Source organism: Arthrobacter sp. TJ-236 (assembly GCF_058269235.1).
Genome location: NZ_JBZCNI010000003.1, coordinates 40408 through 60464, shown reverse-complemented (window position 1 = coordinate 60464; position 20057 = coordinate 40408). Strand labels below are relative to the sequence as shown.

Genomic DNA, 20057 nt, shown 5'->3' with positions numbered 1-20057 from the left:
CGGAACGGCACTCCCGCAACGCCTTGTACGGCCCGCTCCGGGCACACGTCCGGTGTGGGAAACAGGGCCCGATCTGGCACCCTTGGAGGACTATGGCGCACCTGCTGGACACCTCCACCCTCACCGCACCCCTACCCCCCGTGGTCCTCGAGGTGGGTCAGCTCTTCGCCGCGGCGGGTCACGAGCTGTCCCTCGTGGGCGGGCCCGTGAGGGACCTCTTCCTCGGCCGGGTGTCACCGGATCTGGACTTCACCACGGACGCCGACCCCGACCGCACGCTCGCCGTGATCAAGGGGTGGGCGGACGCGCACTGGGAGATCGGCAGGGCCTTCGGGACCATCGGGCTGCGCAAGGGCGAGCACCAGATCGAGATCACGACGTACCGAGCCGAGGCGTACGATCCGGAGTCCCGGAAGCCCGCCGTCTCCTTCGGCACGAACCTCGAGGACGACCTCCTCCGCCGCGACTTCACCATCAACGCGATGGCGCTGCGCCTGCCCTCACTGGAGCTCGTGGACCTGTTCGGAGGTGTGCGCGACCTGCACGCGGGTGTGCTGCGCACGCCCGGTACGCCGTCGTCGTCCTTCTCCGACGACCCCCTGCGCATGATGCGCGCCGCGCGTTTCGTCTCGCAGCTGGGCGTGGAGGTGGCGCCCGAGGTGTCGGAGGCGATGACGGCGATGGCCGAGCGGATCAGCATCATCTCGGCGGAGCGGGTGCGGGACGAGCTGGTGAAGCTCATCGAGGGCGCGGCGCCCGACGCCGGGATCGACGTGATGGTCGCCACGGGCCTCGCCGACCACGTGCTGCCCGAGGTCTCCGCCCTACGGCTCGAGTCCGACGAGCACCACCGCCACAAGGACGTCTACCAGCATTCCCTCACCGTGCTGCGCCAGGCCTGCGCGCTGGAGACGAGGGGCGACGGCGCCGTGCCGGGCCCCGACGTGGTGCTGCGGCTCGCCGCCCTCCTGCACGACATCGGCAAGCCCGCCACACGCCGGTTCGAGCCCGGCGGAGCCGTCAGCTTCCGGCACCATGACGCGGTGGGCGCGAAGCTCACCACCAAGCGCCTGCGCTCCCTACGTTTCGACAACGACACCATCAAGGCCGTGGCCCGGCTCGTGGAGCTGCACATGCGGTTCTACGGGTACGGCGAGGCCGGGTGGACCGATTCCGCCGTGCGCAGGTACGTCAGCGACGCCGGCCCCCTCCTCGAGCGGCTCCACCGCCTGACACGCTCCGACGTCACCACGAGGAACCGGCGGAAGGCCGAGCGCCTCGCCTTCGCGTACGACGACCTCGAGGAGCGGATCGCCGCGCTCGCGGAGCAGGAGGAACTCGCGTCGATCCGCCCGGACCTCGACGGTGAGCAGATCATGGCGCTCCTCGGGATCCGCCCAGGCCCGGCCGTGGGCCGCGCCTACCGGTTCCTGCTGGAGGAGCGCATGGAGCACGGCCCACACGAACCGGACGAGGCGGAGGCGAAACTCCGCCGATGGTGGACCGAGCAGCCCGAAGCGCAGGAGACCCCATGAGACCCATGACCGGCGCCGCGGCGCCAGACACCACCCCTGCGGGCACTCCGCTGCCCAAGCTGTGGCTCCTCAGGCACGGCGAGACCGAATGGTCCAGGGACGGCCGCTACACGGGCCTGACCGACCTGCCGCTGACGCCGCACGGCGAGGAGCAGGCGCTCGCCGCGCGGGAGCATCTCGCGGGCGTGCCGTTCGACCTGGTGCTCACCTCGCCGTTGCAGCGCGCCGTGCGGACGGCGGAACTCGCGGGCTTCCCGGAGGCCGAGGTGCTGCCCTTCGCCCACGAGTGGGACTACGGCGACAACGAAGGGCTGGAGAGCGCGGCCGTACGCCGTGACAATCCCGGGTACCTGATCTGGAACGACGGCGCGCCGAACGGCGAGACCCTCGGCCAGGTGTCGGAGCGGGCCGATCGCGTGATCGCCCGGGTGCAGGCGGGCTGTGGCACCCCCGAGGACCGCGACCCCGGTGCCGCTCCCGTGCAGAACGCACTGCTGGTGGCCCACGGTCACTTCCTCCGCATCGTCGCAGCGCGGTGGCTGCAGTTCGGTGGGATCGAGGGTCGCAGGTTCGTGCTCGGCACGGCGGCCGTCTGTGCCCTGGGGTGGGACAAGCGGACTCCCGCGATCGTCCACTGGAATCTTTGACACGCCTTCTTTTCGAGAATCGTCGAATGACGCCGAAACAATTCCGGAATTCGGCCGCGCAGGGGTGTACGCACCGCCCGTTCCTGGGGTAGCTTTGTTCTTGTGCCATTGGGGCTTCCCAACATGAGGTCGACGCCGGCACGCAGGACTATGCGAGTTCCCGATGAATTGGAGGTGGAGATTGTGAATACCATGCTCAGCGGAGCCTTTGCCCGCGGCGCCAATCCCGCCTTCATCATCCGTACGCACTAGGAAGTCCGCGCACCGGCACCGGCCGGCTAGCTCCTCGCTCATCCCGCGCCCCTACGCGACTTCCTTCTCCTTTCCCGCCGTTCAGCGGCTTCTTGTTCTCTGCGCCTCTTCGCGCGTCATTCGAAAGATTCGTCATGCCCGCTTCGCACGTCAATTCCGCCCCCCTTCAGGAGATCAATCCTCCTGACCAATCACAGCCGCCCGATCTCCGCGCCACCGGCGAATTCATCATGAGTGGGAATCTCACTCCCGTGGGCGCCGTGGACGAGCTGCGCGACCCTGCGGCCGGCCCCATGCCCGGCTTCCAGCATCGGAAGGAGGTGCAGCGGATGCTCGCGAGGTGGCGCCGGAGCGTCGCCCTCTGGGGGCTCGTCCTGTCCAGGGCCGAGGCCCAGCGCGACGGCCGTCCGGCCGACCTCAGGCTGCCGCAGCACACCCTCCAGATCAAGTGACCACCCGAGCGCACACGGCTGCCCGAGACCGGCGATCAGATCAGCGATCCCGGCGACGACGGTCATCCGGTACGTCCGGACCGCCCTGCATCAGGAGGACGTGATGTCCCTGAGGACACCCCGTGCGAAGCCCGCGCCGCCCGGCGCGGGCTTCCGCCGTTCCGGGGCCGGTGCCTCGATGCCGGTCCGCCGCCGATCGCGGAGGCGGCACCGAGGAATGAGGCGTGGGAGCGCCACGTTATAGGGTCGTGTGGTCACTCGACCGGCCCACCCCGCAGCCGGTCGGAAGGGAGCGAGTGTGTCCGGCGTCAAGCGCGTGGCCATGCTGTCCCTGCACACCTCCCCGCTCGAGCAGCCGGGAGCCGGCGACGCCGGCGGCATGAACGTCTACATCAGGAGCACGGCCCTCGAGCTCGCGCGCGTCGGGATCGACGTCGAGATCTTCACGCGGGAGGCGGGCGCAGGCCGGCCGGACCGCGAGGTGCTCGCGGACGGCGTGGTGGTGCACCACCTCGACGCCGGCCCGCCACGCCCCATCCCGAAGGAAGCGCTCCCGGGCCTGCGGGAGACGCTGACCGACGCGATCACCGATGTGGCCGATCTCCTCGCGAACGGGCACTTCGACGTGCTCCACTCCCACTACTGGGTCTCCGGGACCGTGGGCCTGACGCTGAGCCGTGAGATGAACCTGCCGCTCGTGCACTCGATGCACACCATGGCGAGGGTCAAGAACCTCCGGATGAAAGCCATCACGACGCCCGAGCCGGAGGAGCGCGTCATCGGCGAACAGGAGATCGTCCGCGGTGCGTCGCGCTTCATCGCGAACACGAGCACCGAGGCGTCCGAGCTCGTGACGCACTACGGTGCCGAGCCCAACCGGGTCGACGTCGTCGCGCCCGGCGTGGACCTCGCCACCTTCAACCCCGGAGACCGGGGCGCCGCCCGCACCGCGCTGGGCGTGGCGCCCCGACAGTTCCACGTCGTCTTCGCCGGGCGCATCCAGAAGCTCAAGGGCCCCCAGGTGCTGGTCGCCGCCGCGGCGGAACTCAAGCGGCGCCGCCCCGACATCCCGCTGGCCGTGAGCATCCTCGGGTCCGGCAGCGGCTCGAAGGCCCTCGCGCTCCAGCCGCTCATCGAGGAAGCGGGGCTGTGCGACGAGATCCGCCTGTACCCGCCGGTCACCCCGGCGCACCTGGCGCACTGGTTCAGGGCGGCCGACGTCGTCGTCATGCCGTCCTTCAGCGAATCCTTCGGACTGGTGGCCCTCGAGGCCCAGGCGTGCGGAACCCCCGTCCTGGCGGCGAACGTCGGCGGTCTCCCGCAGGCCATCAGCGACGGACGCAGCGGCCTCCTGGTCGAGGGCCATACAGCGGCGGCGTGGGCGTCGGCCCTGGAACGGCTGCATGACGACACCCTGCTTCGGAACACCCTGGGGCGTGGCGCTGCGACGCACGCGCTCGCCTTCGGGTGGCAGCGCACCGCGCTGCTCACCGCCCAGAGCTATCGGACCGCCGTCGACCGTTTTCCCACGGCCGCTGCACACTGAGGCGGCACGGCGCCCCGCCTAGGATGGAGGCGTGACCCCCACCGAGCTCGCCGCGTACCTCGATTCCGTCCACATCACCGGTGAGGTGGCGACGCCGCGGGAGAACAACCTCCAGCACATGCGGCAGTTCCTCGAGGGCAACGAGAACCTCGAGTTCGGCGTGGAGCTCACGCGCGCGTGGACGTACGACGACGTCTTCGACCTCATGCACGAGCGCGTGGGGACCAGCCCCGACCGCGACCACGTGGAGGGCCAGGACACCATCGATGCGGCCACCTGCGTTGCGGCACTCGACCGCTTCGCCGACCGCCTCGGTGCCTCCGCGCACCGTCAGGAGCGCATCCTCTTCGCCACCGGTCATCCCGCCGGCCTGCTGCCCGTCCGCGCCGCCTTCGCGCGGTCGGTGACGCAGGTGGGCGCGAAGGCGGTCCGCGTGCCGGAGGGACGCCGCTTCCGCGAGGGGGACATCCGGCAGATCTTCGGGGTACTGGTCTGGCATCAGCACGGCGGCCTCATGCACACGCACTTCCCCGAGCCGATGCGCCTCAGCCTCGACTCGCTCGTCGCGGACGGGCAGGCACTGCCGGACCTCGTGGTCGCGGACCACGGCTGGGCCGGCCACGCAGCGGCGGTGGGTCTGCCCACCCTCGGGTTCGCGGACTGCAACGACCCGGGACTGTTCGTCTCGGAGGCGCAGGGCCACCTCGAGGTGGCCGTGCCCCTCGACGACAACGTGTGCCCGGGCCTGTACGACCCGCTGGTCCGGTACGTGCTCGACAGGGCCGGCCTGCCCCTGACCTGAGCGGCACCGCTGATAGGTTCTCAGGATGAGCGACCTCGAGATAGCCCGCGCCGCGACCATCAGGCCCATCGAGGACATCGCCGCCGCCGCCGGTGTTCCACGTGAATCACTGGAGCTGTACGGGCGCTTCAAGGCGAAGGTCGATCCGCACCTGCTGCCGGATACCGGCGGTGCCCGCGGCCGGATCGTGCTCGTCAGCGCCATGAGCCCCACACCGGCCGGGGAGGGGAAGTCCACCTGCACCGTGGGGCTGGCCGATTCCCTCGCACGTGCGGGCAAGCGCGTCATGGTGGCCCTGCGGGAGCCCTCGCTGGGGCCCGTGCTCGGCATGAAGGGCGGGGCCACCGGTGGCGGCTACTCCCAGGTGCTGCCCATGGACGAGATCAACCTGCACTTCACGGGCGACTTCCACGCCATCACCTCCGCGAACAACGCGCTCGCCGCACTGATCGACAACCACATCCACCAGGGCAACGCGCTCGGTATCGACCCTCGACGCATCACCTTCAAGCGGGTGCTCGACGTCAACGACCGAGCCCTCCGTGAGGTGGTGATCGGGCTCGGCGGTCCCACGCAGGGCACCCCGCGCCAGGACGGCTTCGACATCACGGTCGCCTCGGAGGTGATGGCCGTCTTCTGCCTGGCCGCGGACCTCGACGACCTGCGGGCGAGGCTCGGCGCGATCACGTTCGGGTACACCTCCGACCGCCGTCCGCTGACGGTCGACGACCTCGGCGTCGCGGGGGCCCTGACGCTGCTGCTCAAGGACGCGGTCAAGCCCAACCTCGTCCAGACCATCGCCGGGACGCCCGCGCTGGTCCACGGCGGACCCTTCGCGAACATCGCACACGGCTGCAACTCCGTGATCGCCACTCGCACGGCCCAGCGTCTCGCGGAGATCGTGGTCACGGAAGCCGGCTTCGGTGCGGACCTGGGCGCCGAGAAGTTCATGGACATCAAGGCCCGCTCGGCCGATCTCGCCCCCGACGCCGTGGTGATCGTGGCCACGGTCCGCGCGCTCAAGATGCACGGCGGCGTGGACAAGGCCGATCTCGCCGGTGAGAATCTCCCCGCGCTGCAGGACGGGACGGCGAACCTCCTCCGCCACGTGCGGAACATCGAGAAGTTCGGCATCCGGCCCGTGGTCGCGGTCAACCGCTTCACCCATGATCCGGACGCCGAACTCGACTGGCTGCTCGCGTGGTGCGCCGCCGAGGGCATCGACGCGGCAGTGGCCGACGTGTGGGGACAGGGTGGTGGCGGACCGGGCGGCGACGACCTCGCTGCCGCCGTGCTCGCCGCGCTCGACCGGCCGACGTCCTTCCGGCACCTCTACCCGCTGGACCAGTCGATCGAGGAGAAGATCGGGACCATCGCGCGGGAGATCTACGGCGCCGACGGTGTCGATTTCTCCTCCACAGCACGCCGGAAGCTCCGCGAGATCGAGGCGAACGGCTGGTCCGACCTCCCGGTGTGCATGGCCAAGACGCAGTACTCCTTCTCCGATGACGCCTCCCTGCTGGGTGCGCCGACGGGCTTCACCCTGCAGGTGCGTGATCTCATCCCGAAGACGGGCGCCGGGTTCGTCGTCGCCCTCACCGGGAACGTCATGACGATGCCCGGCCTGCCACGCGAGCCCGCCGCGCTCCGCATGGACGTGGACGCCGGAGGTCACGCCGTCGGGCTCTTCTGAGCGTCCCCTCCTCCATCACGGCTCCTCCATGACGGCCGCGGAGGCCGTGGCTCGCCGTGACCTCGGCAGCAGCGCCGCGACCAGGGCCGCCACCGCGCCGACCACGAGGAGCCCGACGACGACGGCCGTCATCGGGTCATCCGCGAGGAGTCGCGGGATGGTCCGCGACGGGACCAGCGCGGCGAAGAAGAACGCGATCAGGAGTCCGAGGTAGCTGCCCACCATGTTCATCACATGGCCGCGGAGGTTGCGCCGGCGCGCGGCGACCACGCCGAGGATCACCGTGACCAGCGTCAGGGCCGACAGGCCGTGCAGCCAGCTGAAGTGACCGTCGGTCACGATGCCGAAGCTGCTCACGCAGACGTACAGCATGGCGCCCACCCAGACGCGCCCGAGCAGGCGGTGGGTCCGGTCACGGCGGCGGCGTAACCCGTTGACGGGTGCGATCAACAGTGCCGCGAGGGCGGCGATGATGTGGGACACGAGGAGCGGGTTCCAGGTCATGGAGAAAGGATAGTTGCACTATCCTGTAATGGACATCAGGAGAGTGCAGGCGCCGTCAGCTATCCGACGACGCCGGAGGGAAGGGGTGCGGGATGAGACTCGGTGAGCTGAGCGAGGAGACCGGCACGAGCCCGGCGAGCATCAAGTTCTACCTCCGCGAGGGACTGCTCCAGCCGGGAGAGTCCATCCATCCGACGAGGGCGCGGTACGGCGACGTCCATGTGCGGCGCCTGCGCCTCATCCAGGGGCTCCGAACGGTGATCGGCCTCGGGCTCGAGGACATCAGGCGCATCATCGACGGGGCCGACGGCGCCGACCTGACCCCGGACCGTCGGCTCGCGCTGCTCGGCACGGTGCAGTCGGTGGTGCTGGGCTTCGACGGCGCCCCTGCTCCGGCGTCCGAGGACGGCGACGCGCTGGTCCGGGCGATGGGGTGGCCCGACGTGAGCAGTCAGGCCCGCACCGCCGTGGACCGGCATCTCGAGGCGATGCGCGATCTGGGGGTGTCCACGGACGACGGCGTGCTGGAGGTCTACGGCCGGGCCGCCGACGCGATCGCTGCCGCCCAGCTCGCGGTCACCGACGAACGGGAGACCATCGAGGACGTCATCCTCACGGCGGCCGTCGGGATGCACATGCACAACCAGCTCATCCTGTCGGTGATCGCGCTGGCACAGGCCAGTAGATCCATCAGGCGCTACGGCGCGCCATGACGCACTCGTCCGGAGCCGGACGCACGGAAGGCCGGGACGACGTCGTCCCGGCCTTCCGGAGGAGAGGTGCTAGCGGTCGAGGTCGCCGCGGATGAAGGCTTCGACCTTCTCGTGGGCGATGTCGTCCGCGTACTGCTCCGGCGGCGACTTCATGAAGTAGCTCGATGCCGAGAGGATGGGCCCGCCGATGCCGCGATCGAGCGCGATCTTCGCGGCACGGATGGCGTCGATGATCACGCCGGCAGAGTTCGGGGAGTCCCACACCTCGAGCTTGTACTCGAGGGACACCGGGGCGTCCCCGAAGTTGCGGCCCTCGAGGCGCACGAAGGCCCACTTGCGGTCGTCCAGCCAGGCCACGTAGTCGGACGGTCCGATGTGCACGTCATCGGCGTGCAGGTGCGCCTTGACGTTCGAGGTGACGGCCTGCGTCTTCGAGATCTTCTTCGACTCGAGGCGCTCGCGCTCCAGCATGTTCTTGAAGTCCATGTTGCCGCCGACGTTCAGCTGGTACGTGCGGTCCAGGGTCACCCCGCGGTCCTCGAAGAGCTTCGCCATGACGCGGTGGGTGATGGTGGCGCCGATCTGGCTCTTGATGTCGTCCCCGACGATCGGCACGCCGGCCTCCGTGAACTTGTCGGCCCACTCCTTCGTGCCGGCGATGAAGACGGGCAGGGCGTTGACGAACGCGACGCCCGCATCGATGGCGCACTGGGCGTAGTACTTGGCCGCGTGGTCCGAGCCGACCGGCAGGTAGCAGACGAGGACGTCAGCCTTGGAAGCCTTCAGCTGCGCGACGATGTCGACGGGCTCCTCGTCGGACTCGACGATGGTCTCGCGGTAGTACTTGCCGAGCCCGTCGAGGGTGTGCCCGCGCTGCACGATCACGCCGGTCGGCGGGACATCTGCGATCTTGATGGTGTTGTTCTCACTGGCACCGATCGCCTCGGCGAGATCGTGGCCCACCTTCTTGCCGTCGACGTCGAACGCCGCGACGAATTGGACGTCGCCCACGTGGTACTTGCCGAATTCGACATGCATCAGGCCGGGGATCACGGCGGATGGATCGGCGTCGCGGTAGTAGTGCACGCCCTGCACCAGCGACGCGGCGCAGTTGCCGACTCCAATGATTGCCACGCGAATGGGGTTCTGTCCCACGGTTCTCCTCGAATGCCTGATGAATATGCCTCGACCGTCATCGCCCGAAGCGCGGCTGGCAGAAAGGGCCAGTCTACGTTCACTGCACAACGCAGGCGTCGCATGGTGCATTCCTCGCCCGGTACGGACGGCTCAGCAGTGGACACACCGGCCGGCCGGTGTGTCCCTGCGGATAGGCTCGATGCATGACCTCGGACGACGGCCGGCGCGACGGCGCCCAGCACGTACCGAGCAGGGAGGACCCGCTGCTCAGCGCACTGACGGAAGGTGTGGGCGGGCCGCTTGGGCGCCACATCGAGCCGGGCCGCACGTCTCCGCGATGGTTCACCGTCCGGCGCGTGATCATCCTCCTCACCGTCCTCTCGGCCGTCCTCGCGGTCGTGGTCAAGACCCCCTGCCGGGAGGAGGGCTGGTCCGCCCCCACGTACTTCTACAGAGCCTGCTACTCGGACTGGACTGAGCTCTACCAGTCGCGGGGCTTCGCCGACGGCATCCTCCCCTTCATGACGCCCGGCGCCCTCTTCGAGTACCCCGTGCTGCTGGGCCTCCTTGCGTCGGGTACCGCCTTACTGGTGGGTCTGCTCGCCGATGGCGCAGATCCGGCGGCGGCGTCCCTGCTGTACTTCGACGTCAATGCCGTCCTGCTCGCCGGCGTCTGGATCCTGACGGCCCTGATCACCCTCCGGCTGGCGCGCGGGCGCCCCTGGGATGCGGCGATCGTCGCCACGGCTCCGGTGATCATCCTCTCCGGCACCATCAACTGGGATCTCTGGGCCGTACTGCTGGCGAGCGCCGGTCTCCTGGCCTTCGCCCGGGAGCGGCCCGTGCTCGCCGGTGCACTCTGGGGCCTCGGCGCCGCCGTCAAGCTCTACCCGGTGCTGCTCCTCGGCGCGGTGGTGGTCCTCGCGATCCGGACCGGCAGATACCGTCCGTTGGTTCTCGCAGGGCTGGGTGCCGCGGGCGCCTGGCTGGCAGTCAATGTTCCGTTCGCAGTCCGGGACTCCGAGAGCTGGGGGTACTTCCTGACCTTCACGGAGGACCGCCCCGCAGGGTTCTCCTCTGTCTGGTACGTCTACAACGCCTACGCGGAGCGTCTCGGCGCGGCCGAGCTCTCGCCCGCGCTGATCAATACCGCCGGCGGCATACTTTTTCTCCTCGCCTGCGCGGCGATCGCGCTGCTGGCTCTCGGGGCCCGACGGCGGCCCCGGCTCGCGCAGCTCGCACTCCTGATCGTGGGCGCGTTCGTCCTGTGCAACAAGGTGTATTCACCGCAGTACGCCCTCTGGCTCCTGCCGCTGATCGCGCTCGTGCTGCCCCGGTGGCGGACCGTCCTCATGTGGCAGTTCGTCCAGGTGCTGCACTGGTGGGCGGTGTGGATGTACCTCGGCGGCCTGACCGGCGGCGGTCCGCCGGAGAACAACGTGGGCCTCGGCGTCTATGCGCTGTCGGTGCTCGCTCATATTCTTTCAACGGCATGGATCATGGCTGTGGTGGTGCGGGAGATTCTGGCGCCCGAGCAGGTTGTGGTCCGCGCCGACGGACAGGACGATCCGCAGGGTGGCCCCTTCGACCGTGCGGCCGACGTGTTCACGCTGGCGAGGCGCCCGCGTATGCCTCGGCTAGGCTTGCTGCACGCCACCAGCCTCCCCCGACGACCAGCGGAAGACACCTGTGCCAGCACCGTCCTTCACTTTCACGCAGCTCTCACGGAGCGCCTTCGACGCCCTCGCGGACGAGCATCCCGATGTTGTGATCCCGATCGAACAGACGCCTGACTGGGTGGAGTTCGAACACGCCCTCGGGCGGACCCCCCTCGGGATCTGGGCCTACACGGACCGCACGGGTGCGCTGGTCGCGACTGCCAGCTTCGTCCACGTGGTCAGGCGGCTGCGCGAATCGGTCGTCGTGGTCAACGGACCCGTGTGGTTCGCCGATCGCACGCCCGCGGCCGAGCGGACGTTGATGACCACCATCCGTGAGCAGTTCGCAGCGGAGAAGTCCCTTCATCCGCTGTACGTCCGGATGCAGGTCGCGCTGATGCAGCTTCCGGCCACCGGGCCGATCGAGCACGGCTGGTACGAGCGCGAGATCGTCGTGGATCTCACTCCCAGCGAGGGGGATCTGCTCAAGAGCTTCAGGCCGAACGCGCGCAACAGCATCCGCCGGGCGCAGCGGAACGGCGTCGAGATCAGAACTATTCTTCGTTCGGAATGGACGAGGGTCTTCGCCGACGAGCTGTACCCGATCATGCAGGAGACCGCGGAACGAGACGGCTTCTCACCCTTCGACTCCCGTTACTACGAGACCTTGCTGACGGTCCTCGGCGACCACCTGCGACTCCTGGTGGCCTACCAGGACGGCCGTCCGCTGAGCTGGCTCATCACCACCGAGTACCGCGGCTACTCGGTGTACTACTTCGCGGGCAGCACGGTGGAGGCACGCGCGACCTTCGCTCCCTATCTGCTGCTGTGGGAGGCCTTCCGCGCCCTGAAGGCCGCCGGCAACACCGCGTGCGGCCTGACCGGGATCGTCAGCGAGAACTACCCCGGCCTCGCGAACGTGACCACGTTTAAACGGAACTTCTCGAAGAACGTGGTGGTGGTCCCCACGACGTACGACATCCCCCTCGATCCCGTGCGGTACGCCGCCGTCGCGGCCCTCCTCGGCGCGCGCCGCACCCTGCCGGGCACTCTGAGGACGGTGCGGGCCGCCCAGAGGAAGCTCCTGACACGGGCGCGGGGACGGCCCGCTCCCGTCCCGGCGTCCACCGGGCCGGCGTCGGACGGGACGCCGTCGTGACGCCCGACGTCGAGGTGGTCGGTGCCGGACCGAACGGCCTCGCGGCCGCCGTCGTGATGGCGCGGGCCGGTCTGTCCGTCCGCGTCCACGAGGCGGCCGACACGCTCGGTGGTGGCTCACGCTCCCTCGAGCTCATGCAGCAGGACCACCTGCACGACTTCTGTTCCGCGGTGCACCCGATGGCGCTGGCCTCGCCCTTCTTCCGCGCCTTCGAACTCAGCCGACGCATCGGCTTCGCGGTGCCGGAGGTCTCCTTCGCGCACCCCCTCGACGACGCCCGGGCAGGCATCGCCTACCGCAGCATGGAGCGCACCGTGGAGGGCCTCGGTGTGGACGGCGGCGCGTACCGTCGCCTGGTGGAGCCCCTCAGCGACCGCGAACAGGACGTCCTCGCCTTCACCCTCAACCACGTGGTCCGCATCCCGAAGCGGCCCGAGGCCGCGGTCCGGTTCGCGCTGGCCGTGCTCGACCAGGGGCTGCCGACCTGGAACCGGCGCTTCCGCACGGATGAGGCCCGTGCGCTCGTCACCGGTGTGATGGCGCACCCGGTCGGTACCCTGCCGTCCCTGACGGGCGCCGGCGCGGGCCTGGTGCTGAACCTGCTCGCGCACACCGTGGGCTGGCCCATCCCGGTCGGTGGGTCGCAGTCGATCGCGGACGCCCTCGCCCTCGATCTCGTACAGCACGGCGGCGAGGTGGTGACGGCGTCGAGGATCGACTCGCTCGCCGAGGTGTCGGGCGCGCGGGCCGTCCTCCTCGACGTGGCACCGAAGAACTTCGAGACGATGTCACGCGGGCGCCTCCCTTCGGCCTACCGCGCCGCGCTGAGCACCTTCTCCTACGGCAACGCCGCCTGCAAGGTGGACTTCATCCTCTCCGGGCCCGTGCCGTGGGCCCATCCGGAGCTGCACAGGGCCGGTACGGCCCATCTCGGCGGAACCCGCGAGGAGATCGCCGCCGGCGAGAAGGAGGTCAACCAGGGCAGGCACCCCGAGAGCCCCTACGTGCTGCTCTCCCAACCGTCGCAGTTCGACCCGACGCGCGCACCCGAGGGCCGGCACACGTTGTGGACGTACTGCCACGTGCCGAAGGGCTCCACCCGGGACATGGCGGAGGCGGTGACCGCGCAGATCGAGCGGTTCGCGCCCGGCTTCCGGGACGTCGTGGTGCAGAGTCACACGACGACGGCGGCGGAGCTCGAGCGTTACAACGCCAACTACGTGGGCGGGGACTTCAGCAGCGGAGCGGTCAACCTGCGCCAGATCATTGCGCGCCCGGTGCCCTCCCTCCAGCCCTGGGCCACGCCGATCAAGGGTGTGTACCTGTGCTCGCAGTCGACCCCGCCCGGGCCGGGAGTGCACGGCATGGCCGGCTTCAACGCTGCGAAGCTTGCGCTGAAGCGCGAGTTCGGATTGAGCGTGCCCGCTCTGGGACTCTGACCCGACGGATCGGGGAGGCTCGCATGGCCGTGGAGACCGGACGTTTCGACAAGGTCCAGGTGGAGTCCGCAGCGGAGCTCCGCGCCTGGTTGACCGAGCACCACGGCCAAGAGGCGGGCGTCTGGGTGGTCACCTTCAAGAAGCACGCCGGGTCGCGGTACGTCTCGAAGTCCGAGGTGCTCGACGAGCTGCTGTGCTTCGGGTGGATCGACGGCGTGGCGCGGAAGCTCGACGACGAGCGGACCATGCAGCTGATCACTCCACGCCGGGCACAGCACTGGGCCCGCAGTTACAAGGAGCGGGTCGCCGTCCTGACCGAGGAGGGGCGCATGCACGCGGCCGGGCTCAGGTCTGTCGAGGAGGGCAGGGCCAGCGGGCTGTGGACGTTCATGGATGACGTCGACGACCTCGTGGTTCCGGAGGATCTCGCCGAGACGCTCGCGGCCAGGCCCGGGGCGGCGGAGTATTTCGCGACCATTCCGCCGGCGAGCACGCGCTTCACACTGCGGTGGATCAAGCTCGCGAAGACCCCGGGCACGAGAAGCAAGCGGATCAGGACCATGGCGGATCTCGGGGCGCGCGGTGAACGCCTCCCGGGGAGCTGAGCGGGGAGCTGAACGAGGGAGGTGACCGGGGGGCTGACTGGAGCAGCAGAGGTGTCGAGGGTGGGCGCATTCTCCGCCCGGAGCCGACTTCTTGACCCCGGACGAGAACCCATGTCCGCGCAAGCGCCTCGATGTACTCAACGAAAGAACGCGGACACGTCCAGGATCTTCTGTTGCCTACCCCCCAGTGTGCGCCCTGTACCCCTCGTCCACTCTCCGGAGCAGTTCTGGTTACCCTCAAGCCTATTGCGGTGCGGCCCGGGTATGCGTCAGAACGGGTACCTGGCGATGTCCCCCTGCATGGTCACCCATTGCGTCTCGGTGAAGGCGTCGAGGTTCGCCTCGACGCCCCCGAACCGTGCGCCCGTCCCCGAAGCGCCCACTCCACCGAACGGGGCCACCGATTCGTCGTCGACCGTCTGGTCGTTGATGTGCACGATGCCCGTGGGGATGCGGTCTGCGATCGAGAGACCCTTCATGACGTCGCGCGTGAGGATGCCGAGGGAGAGACCGTACTCGCTGCGCCGCACGATCTCCACGGCCTCGTCGATGCTCTCGAAGGAGAGCACGGGTGCCACCGGGCCGAAGATCTCCTCCGCGAAGCCCGGATGGTCCGGGGCGGAATCGGCCAGCACCGTGGGCCGGTAGAACAGCCCGTCGTAGGTACCTCCTGCCGCGAGGCGGGCGCCCGCGTCCACCGAGGACGTCACGAGCCGGTGCACGTGGTCACGCTGCGCCTCGTTGATGATCGGGCCGAGCGGAGCGCCCGTGGTCGGGTTCCCGACGGGAAGGTTGTTCGCGGTGGCCGAGAGCCGCTCCACGTACTCGTCGTAGATGCCGGCGTGCACCAGGTGGCGGCCCGTCGTCATGCAGATCTGGCCCTGATGGAGGAACGATCCCCAGGCTCCCGCGGAGACGGCGTGGGCGAGGTCGACGTCGTCGAGCACGATCAACGCGTTGTTGCCACCGAGTTCGAGGTGCGCCCGCTTGAGCTGGCGCGCGGCAGCCTCACCGACCGTGCGGCCCGCCGCCGTCGATCCCGTGAAGGAGATGACGCGGACGCTCGGGGCGTCGACGAGAGCCACGCCGACGTCAGCCCCGCCGGGCAGCACGTGGAAGAGACCCTCGGGGAGGCCTGCGGCCTCGAGGACCGCGGCGAGGAGGAGCCCGCCGGAGACGGCGGTGCGCGGATCCGGCTTCAGGATCACGGCGTTCCCCGCCGCGAGGGCCGGCGCCATGGAGCGGCTGGAGAGGATCATCGGGAAGTTGAAGGGCGAGATCACGCCCACGGTGCCGACGGGCAGGCGCCGCGCCATGGACAGGCGCGGTTTGCCGGAGCGCAGGAGCTGCCCGTAGGGAGCCTCTACGAGGGACGCGGCGGAGTAGAACTCGGCCGCGACGAGGTGGGCCTCGAAGCCGGCCTTGCCCTGCCCGGACCCGGCCTCGCGCATGAGCCACTCGGCGGCGATGCCCGCGTGCTCCTCGATCAGGGCTCCGGCGCGGCGGAAGATGGCGGCCTTCGCCTCGAAGGGAAGCGCCGCCCACGCGGGCTGGGCCGCAGCGGCGCGTGCGCTCGCGGTGGCGACGTCGTCGCCCGTGGCGACGCCGTAGGTACCGAGCGTGCCGCCCGTGGCGGGTTCGCGGATCTCCGCGGTGCCGCCGCTGCCGGTCGTCCAGCCGCCCGAGTAGAGCTTCCCGGTCCAGTGATCGGTGTCGAAAAACGTCATCGTCATCTCCTAGGTGTTTCTGTGCCGCGGATGTCTCAGGGCTGGAAGGTGGTATCGGCCGCCACGCCGACCTCGATCACCAGGGGCGTGGACCGCCCGGCGAGGGAGGGCAGCACGTCGGTGAGAAGGGCGGTCAACTGCCCGTGATCGTCCACGCGGACGGCCTCGACGCCGAAGCCTGCCGCCAGTGTACGGACGGAGACCTCGGGGAACGGCGGCCAGGCGGGCTTGGCGTCCCGCTGTTCGGCGAGGCGGTCCATCACGGCGTAGCCGCCGTTGGCGAGCACGATGAACAGCGCGCCCGTGGCCGTGCTGGCGGCCGTCCACAGTGCCTGGATGCAGTACAGCGAGGAGCCGTCGCCGATCACGGCGACCACGGGACGCTCCGGCAGGGCCATCCGGACGCCGATGGCCGCGGGGAGGGCGAAGCCGAGGCCGCCCATGGCCGCGGAGAGGAAGGCGAGCGGCTGCCGCGCGGGCAGGATCGCCTGCAGCGCAGGGCGCGACGACGGCGACTCCTCGATGACGACGGCGTCCTCGGGCAGGAGCTCCGCCATCAGGGTGAAGACATCGGCCGCGCGGAGCGGACCGTCGCTTGCGGACCCACCCGTCTGAGTCCGCGGTGGGCGTGCGGCGAGCGGCTCGGGCGCTTCGACGCCGAGCTTCCGGAGCGCAGCGGTCAGCTGCTGCGTGAGGGCCGCCGGATCACCCACGACGGCGAGCTCGGCGGGCGAGCGGTTCGCCTCCGCGGCGTCGGCGGTGAGCACCACCACGCGCGTGCCCGGCGGGAAGAGCGGCCCCTCCTGGTACGGGTACTGGCGCAGGGCGGCGGTGCCGAGAACCACCACGGCGTCGTGCGCCTCGAAGGCCTGCCGCACACGCGTGCGGTCCGCGGGGACCTGCCCGGAGTACAGCGGGTGGTCCTGGGGGAAGGCGGCGCGCGCACCGAACGGTTCGAGCCGCACGGGGGCGCCGAGGAGTTCTGCGAGCCCGACGGCGGCCGACCACCCGGCGTCGGTGTCCATCCCCGCGCCGGCCACCAGGGCGGGCGAGCGGGCCGCGCGGAGGAGAGTGGCCACGTCGTCGACCGCCTCGGAGTGCACCGGCGCGGCGACGGCCACGCGGGCGGGCGCCGCCATCGCATCGGGCTCCGCGGCATCCAGCCAGTCGCTCATCGGCACGATCACGATCACCGGGCCGCGGCCCTGCTCCGCCGTGAACGCGGCCCGCGCGATGGCGGCGGGGACGTCCGCGCCACGGCCGGGCTCGAGGACGGCGAGCGGGTAGTCGCCCGCGAGGCCCGCGAGACGTCCGGTGAGGAACGGCTCGAAGGCGAGGTGGCGGCGGTCCTGCTGCCCGACGACGATCACCAGCGGGGCGCGGTTCACCCTCGCGGTGGCGATGGCGCCGACGGCGTTGCCGAGCCCCGCCGTGGTGTGGACCAGCACCAGCGCGGCGCGGCCGTTCGCGATGGCGTACCCGGTGGCCATGCCCACCACGGAGCCCTCGTGAAGCCCGAGGACGAACGTGAAGTCGTCCGGGAGGAGCGCCAGGAAGGGCACCTCGGTGGATCCGGGGTTCGAGAACATGGTGGTGAGGCCGTGGTGGCGCAGCACCTCGAAGGTCTGCTCCGCGACCGTCCCGGCGTGGGGAGCGCCACTCACCCGAGGTCGCCGCCGCCACTGGCTCCGTCTCCCGTGGCGACGCCGCCGGCGGGGTAGGCGGATGCGCCGGCATTCGCCGTGTACTGCGCGCCGTGATTCACGCCCGCGTGTGAGCCCGCCACGACGGGGGCCGCGGTACCTGCCGGGCGGTGGCCTCGCTTGGCGATCTGGATCTGCTCGTACACGTGGCCGCGCAGCTCGGTGAAGCGGGGCAGGGAGCGGGTGGTGCCCTGGTCGCGATCCGCGGGGAGGTCGATCACGATGTCCTCCTGCACCACGGTGGGCGAGCTCGAGAGGATGATGACGCGCTCGCCGAGGTACACCGACTCGTCGATGTCATGCGTGACGAAGAGGACGGTGACGCCGAGCCTCTTCCACACGGTGCGGATGAGGTCCTCGAGATCTGCGCGCGTCTGGGCGTCCACGGCGGCGAACGGCTCGTCCATGAGCAGCACCTCGGGCTGGTACGCCACCGCACGGGCGATGGCCACGCGCTGCTGCATGCCGCCGGAGAGCTGCCACGGGTAGGAGCGCGGCACGTGCTCGAGACCCACGGCCTCGAGCGCCTCGTCCACGAGGCGGTCGCGCTCGGCCTTGGGCACGCCCTGGTTCTTGAGCGGCAGCTCCACGTTCTCTCGCACGCGCATCCACGGGAAGAGCGAGCGGCCGTACTCCTGGAACACCACGGCCATCTTCTTCGGTGGACCGGCCACCCGCTTGCCGTCGAGCAGCACCTCGCCCTCGGTGGGCTCCATGAGCCCGGCGATGCACTTGAGCAACGTGGTCTTGCCGGAGCCGGACGGCCCCACGAGGCAGACCAGCTCACCCGCGCGGAGGTCGAAGGTGAGGTTCCGGACGGCTTCGACGGCGCCGCCGTCGGTCTGGTACACCTTCTTCATGTTCCGGACGGACAGGATGACCCTGGGGTCTGTCTCAGACTGCATTCTCTACCTCTCTCAGGCCGTGGTACCAGCGCAGGATGCGGCGCTCGGCCCACTGGAAGACGAAGGACAGTGCGATGCCGATGAGGCCGAGGACCACGATGCCGGACCACATCTCGGGGATGGCGAAGGAGCGCTGGAAGGCCACGATGGTGTACCCGAGGCCCGAGGACGAGGCGAACATCTCGGAGATGACCATGAGGATCAGGCCGATGGACAGGCATTGACGGACGCCGGTCATGATCTGCGGGCTCGCGCTGGGAAGTACGAGGTGACGCGTGCGCGCCCACCCGGACACACCGTAGGTGCGGGCGCTGTCCGAGAGCACGGAGTCCACGGCGCGGACGCCCTCGATGGTGTTGAGGAGCACGGGCCACACGCAGCCGGAGACGATCACCACGATCTTCATGGTGTCCGTGATGCCGAGCAGCAGCATGAACACGGGCACCAGGACGGGCGGCGGGATGGCACGGAAGAACTCGAGGACTGGCTCGGTCAGTGCCCGCAGCCAGCGGACGGAGCCGATGAGGAGGCCGCCGGCCACGCCGAGAATGATGGCGAGGCTGACCCCGATGAGCAACCGTCCGAGGCTCGGCAGCACGTCCGAGAGGATGCGGGGACCGAACCACGTCTCGACGAAGGTCTGGCCGAGGAGGGCGGGCGTGGGGACGTAGAAGTTCGGCTCGCCCAGGGTGGCGACCCACCAGACGGTGAGGAGCGCCGCGGGCAGGGCGAGGGTGTGGACCACACCGCGGGCGAGCGTCATACGATCACCTCGGACCGCACCGACGAGTGCCACGAGAGGGTGCGGCGCTCGAGCCACCGCATGAGCAGGTTGATCGCCACCCCGATGAGGCCGGTGGCGACGATGAGCGCGTAGAGCGCCGCGATCGCCCCGCCGGTCTGCGCGAGGGCGATCTGCCGGCCGAGCCCGGGCGACCCGATGATCAGCTGAGCGGTGACGGCGAGGATGAGGGCCACAGCGGCGGCCAGGCGGACACCGGTCATGAGGAACGGCAGCGTGGTGGGGAAGATGACGTGGCGCACGCGAGCCACCGGCCCGAGCCCGTAGGACCTCGCGGTCTGCATCGCCACGTTGTCCACGTCCGCGACCCCGTAGAGCACCTGGATGAGGACCTGCCAGAAGGAGGCGTAGACCACGAGCAGCAGCGTCGATTCCAGCTGCACGCCGAACAGGAGCACGGCGAGGGGGATCAGCGCCACGGAGGGGATGGGCCGCAGGAACTCGATGGTGGAGTGCGTGAGGCGCCGCAGCACGGCCGAGGAGCCGATGACGAATCCGGCCACGACGGCGAGAGTCACGGCGATGAGGAGGCCGAGCCCCCAGGCGAGCAGGGTCTGCCCGACGGCCACCCAGAAGGCGGTGAGGCCCGCGTTCCGCGCGAGGGCCGCGAGGACCTCGGTGGCGGGCGGCAGGAACCGCGGGTCGATGAGCCCGGTGCGCGAGACGAGTTCCCAGATCAGGAGGAAGAGGACGATCCCGATCGCGCCGAGCACGAGCGAGTTCGGCGCCTTCCTCCGCCGCGCCGGTGACGCGGCGGAGGCGGGCGCCTCCGCCGTCG

Annotated in this window: 18 protein-coding genes; 11 read left to right on the top strand and 7 right to left on the bottom strand. The window is 70.1% G+C overall.

Features of this window, described 5'->3' with window-relative positions:
• Nucleotides 1-92: 92 nt before the first annotated feature.
• The 6 genes from AC4D16_RS12490 to AC4D16_RS12465 all read left to right on the top strand — a co-directional run bounded on the left by AC4D16_RS12490 (nucleotide 93) and on the right by AC4D16_RS12465 (nucleotide 6927).
• Complete coding sequence (locus tag AC4D16_RS12490; protein WP_490955245.1) at nucleotides 93-1535, top strand: CCA tRNA nucleotidyltransferase; 1443 nt, start codon at nucleotides 93-95, stop codon at nucleotides 1533-1535.
• Nucleotides 1532-2182, top strand: coding sequence for a histidine phosphatase family protein (locus tag AC4D16_RS12485; protein WP_490949901.1), 651 nt, complete (start codon nucleotides 1532-1534; stop codon nucleotides 2180-2182). The genes AC4D16_RS12490 and AC4D16_RS12485 overlap by 4 nt, the downstream gene beginning before the upstream one ends.
• 482 nt (nucleotides 2183-2664) lie before the next feature.
• Complete coding sequence (locus tag AC4D16_RS12480) at nucleotides 2665-2886, top strand: hypothetical protein (protein WP_490955244.1); 222 nt, start codon at nucleotides 2665-2667, stop codon at nucleotides 2884-2886.
• 298 nt (nucleotides 2887-3184) lie between these two features.
• Complete coding sequence (gene mshA / locus AC4D16_RS12475) at nucleotides 3185-4432, top strand: D-inositol-3-phosphate glycosyltransferase (RefSeq protein WP_490955243.1); 1248 nt, start codon at nucleotides 3185-3187, stop codon at nucleotides 4430-4432.
• Between the two features lie 31 nt (nucleotides 4433-4463).
• Nucleotides 4464-5234, top strand: coding sequence for a phosphatase (locus tag AC4D16_RS12470; RefSeq protein WP_490955242.1), 771 nt, complete (start codon nucleotides 4464-4466; stop codon nucleotides 5232-5234).
• Between the two features lie 25 nt (nucleotides 5235-5259).
• Nucleotides 5260-6927, top strand: a complete 1668-nt coding sequence (locus AC4D16_RS12465) for a formate--tetrahydrofolate ligase (protein ID WP_490955241.1) — start codon at nucleotides 5260-5262, stop codon at nucleotides 6925-6927.
• A gap of 15 nt (nucleotides 6928-6942) precedes the next feature.
• On the opposite strand, the gene AC4D16_RS12460 is transcribed toward AC4D16_RS12465, so the two are convergent.
• Nucleotides 6943-7431 carry a DUF2306 domain-containing protein gene (locus tag AC4D16_RS12460; RefSeq protein WP_490955240.1) on the bottom strand — a complete coding sequence of 163 codons (489 nt, stop codon included), beginning with the start codon at nucleotides 7429-7431 and terminating at the stop codon, nucleotides 6943-6945.
• Between the two features lie 92 nt (nucleotides 7432-7523).
• Here AC4D16_RS12460 and AC4D16_RS12455 point away from each other — a divergent pair, with 92 nt between their 5' ends.
• The gene (locus AC4D16_RS12455) at nucleotides 7524-8144 is read left to right on the top strand and encodes a MerR family transcriptional regulator (RefSeq protein WP_490955239.1); all 621 of its coding nucleotides are present in this window, start codon (nucleotides 7524-7526) and stop codon (nucleotides 8142-8144) included.
• 69 nt (nucleotides 8145-8213) lie between these two features.
• Here the strand turns inward: AC4D16_RS12455 and AC4D16_RS12450 are convergent, their stop codons facing one another.
• Complete coding sequence (locus tag AC4D16_RS12450) at nucleotides 8214-9299, bottom strand: inositol-3-phosphate synthase (RefSeq protein ID WP_490949908.1); 1086 nt, start codon at nucleotides 9297-9299, stop codon at nucleotides 8214-8216.
• Between the two features lie 185 nt (nucleotides 9300-9484).
• On the opposite strand from AC4D16_RS12450, the gene AC4D16_RS12445 reads away from it, so the two are divergent.
• The 4 genes from AC4D16_RS12445 to AC4D16_RS12430 are packed head-to-tail and all read left to right on the top strand — an operon-like array spanning nucleotide 9485 to nucleotide 14142.
• Nucleotides 9485-11074 (top strand): glycosyltransferase family 87 protein, encoded by a 1590-nt coding sequence (locus AC4D16_RS12445; protein ID WP_490955238.1) that lies wholly within the window; start codon nucleotides 9485-9487, stop codon nucleotides 11072-11074.
• Nucleotides 11049-12098 (top strand): lipid II:glycine glycyltransferase FemX, encoded by a 1050-nt coding sequence (locus AC4D16_RS12440; RefSeq protein WP_490955237.1) that lies wholly within the window; start codon nucleotides 11049-11051, stop codon nucleotides 12096-12098. The genes AC4D16_RS12445 and AC4D16_RS12440 overlap by 26 nt, the downstream gene beginning before the upstream one ends.
• Complete coding sequence (locus tag AC4D16_RS12435) at nucleotides 12095-13537, top strand: phytoene desaturase family protein (RefSeq protein WP_490955236.1); 1443 nt, start codon at nucleotides 12095-12097, stop codon at nucleotides 13535-13537. Before AC4D16_RS12440 ends, AC4D16_RS12435 begins: the two co-directional genes overlap by 4 nt.
• A 23-nt stretch (nucleotides 13538-13560) precedes the next feature.
• Nucleotides 13561-14142: a YdeI/OmpD-associated family protein gene (locus AC4D16_RS12430; protein WP_490955235.1), complete on the top strand. Its 582-nt coding sequence runs from the start codon at nucleotides 13561-13563 to the stop codon at nucleotides 14140-14142.
• Between the two features lie 269 nt (nucleotides 14143-14411).
• Here the strand turns inward: AC4D16_RS12430 and AC4D16_RS12425 are convergent, their stop codons facing one another.
• The 5 genes from AC4D16_RS12425 to AC4D16_RS12405 are packed head-to-tail and all read right to left on the bottom strand — an operon-like array spanning nucleotide 14412 to nucleotide 19992.
• Entirely contained in the window at nucleotides 14412-15869 is a 1458-nt protein-coding gene (locus AC4D16_RS12425) for an aldehyde dehydrogenase family protein (RefSeq protein WP_490955234.1), read from the bottom strand.
• Nucleotides 15870-15904: 35 nt separating this feature from the next.
• Nucleotides 15905-17533, bottom strand: coding sequence for a thiamine pyrophosphate-dependent enzyme (locus tag AC4D16_RS12420; protein WP_490955233.1), 1629 nt, complete (start codon nucleotides 17531-17533; stop codon nucleotides 15905-15907).
• A complete protein-coding gene (locus AC4D16_RS12415; protein ID WP_490949915.1) occupies nucleotides 17530-18477 on the bottom strand; it encodes an ABC transporter ATP-binding protein in 948 nt (315 codons plus the stop codon). Before AC4D16_RS12415 ends, AC4D16_RS12420 begins: the two co-directional genes overlap by 4 nt.
• Nucleotides 18467-19240, bottom strand: a complete 774-nt coding sequence (locus AC4D16_RS12410; RefSeq protein ID WP_490949916.1) for an ABC transporter permease — start codon at nucleotides 19238-19240, stop codon at nucleotides 18467-18469. The genes AC4D16_RS12415 and AC4D16_RS12410 overlap by 11 nt, the downstream gene beginning before the upstream one ends.
• The gene (locus tag AC4D16_RS12405; protein ID WP_490950132.1) at nucleotides 19237-19992 is read right to left on the bottom strand and encodes an ABC transporter permease; all 756 of its coding nucleotides are present in this window, start codon (nucleotides 19990-19992) and stop codon (nucleotides 19237-19239) included. Before AC4D16_RS12405 ends, AC4D16_RS12410 begins: the two co-directional genes overlap by 4 nt.
• Nucleotides 19993-20057 lie beyond the last annotated feature (65 nt).

What these genes read in the sequence shown, in the direction of transcription:
- AC4D16_RS12490 (WP_490955245.1), top strand. Translation starts at nt 93, where the DNA reads ATGGCGCACCTGCTGGACACCTCCACCCTCACCGCACCCCTACCCCCC.
- AC4D16_RS12485 (WP_490949901.1), top strand. Translation starts at nt 1,532, where the DNA reads ATGAGACCCATGACCGGCGCCGCGGCGCCAGACACCACCCCTGCGGGC.
- AC4D16_RS12480 (WP_490955244.1), top strand. Translation starts at nt 2,665, where the DNA reads ATGAGTGGGAATCTCACTCCCGTGGGCGCCGTGGACGAGCTGCGCGAC.
- AC4D16_RS12465 (WP_490955241.1), top strand. Translation starts at nt 5,260, where the DNA reads ATGAGCGACCTCGAGATAGCCCGCGCCGCGACCATCAGGCCCATCGAG.
- AC4D16_RS12460 (WP_490955240.1), bottom strand. Translation starts at nt 7,431, where the DNA reads ATGACCTGGAACCCGCTCCTCGTGTCCCACATCATCGCCGCCCTCGCG.
- AC4D16_RS12455 (WP_490955239.1), top strand. Translation starts at nt 7,524, where the DNA reads ATGAGACTCGGTGAGCTGAGCGAGGAGACCGGCACGAGCCCGGCGAGC.
- AC4D16_RS12445 (WP_490955238.1), top strand. Translation starts at nt 9,485, where the DNA reads ATGACCTCGGACGACGGCCGGCGCGACGGCGCCCAGCACGTACCGAGC.
- AC4D16_RS12430 (WP_490955235.1), top strand. Translation starts at nt 13,561, where the DNA reads ATGGCCGTGGAGACCGGACGTTTCGACAAGGTCCAGGTGGAGTCCGCA.
- AC4D16_RS12425 (WP_490955234.1), bottom strand. Translation starts at nt 15,869, where the DNA reads ATGACGTTTTTCGACACCGATCACTGGACCGGGAAGCTCTACTCGGGC.
- AC4D16_RS12415 (WP_490949915.1), bottom strand. Translation starts at nt 18,477, where the DNA reads ATGCAGTCTGAGACAGACCCCAGGGTCATCCTGTCCGTCCGGAACATG.
- AC4D16_RS12410 (WP_490949916.1), bottom strand. Translation starts at nt 19,240, where the DNA reads ATGACGCTCGCCCGCGGTGTGGTCCACACCCTCGCCCTGCCCGCGGCG.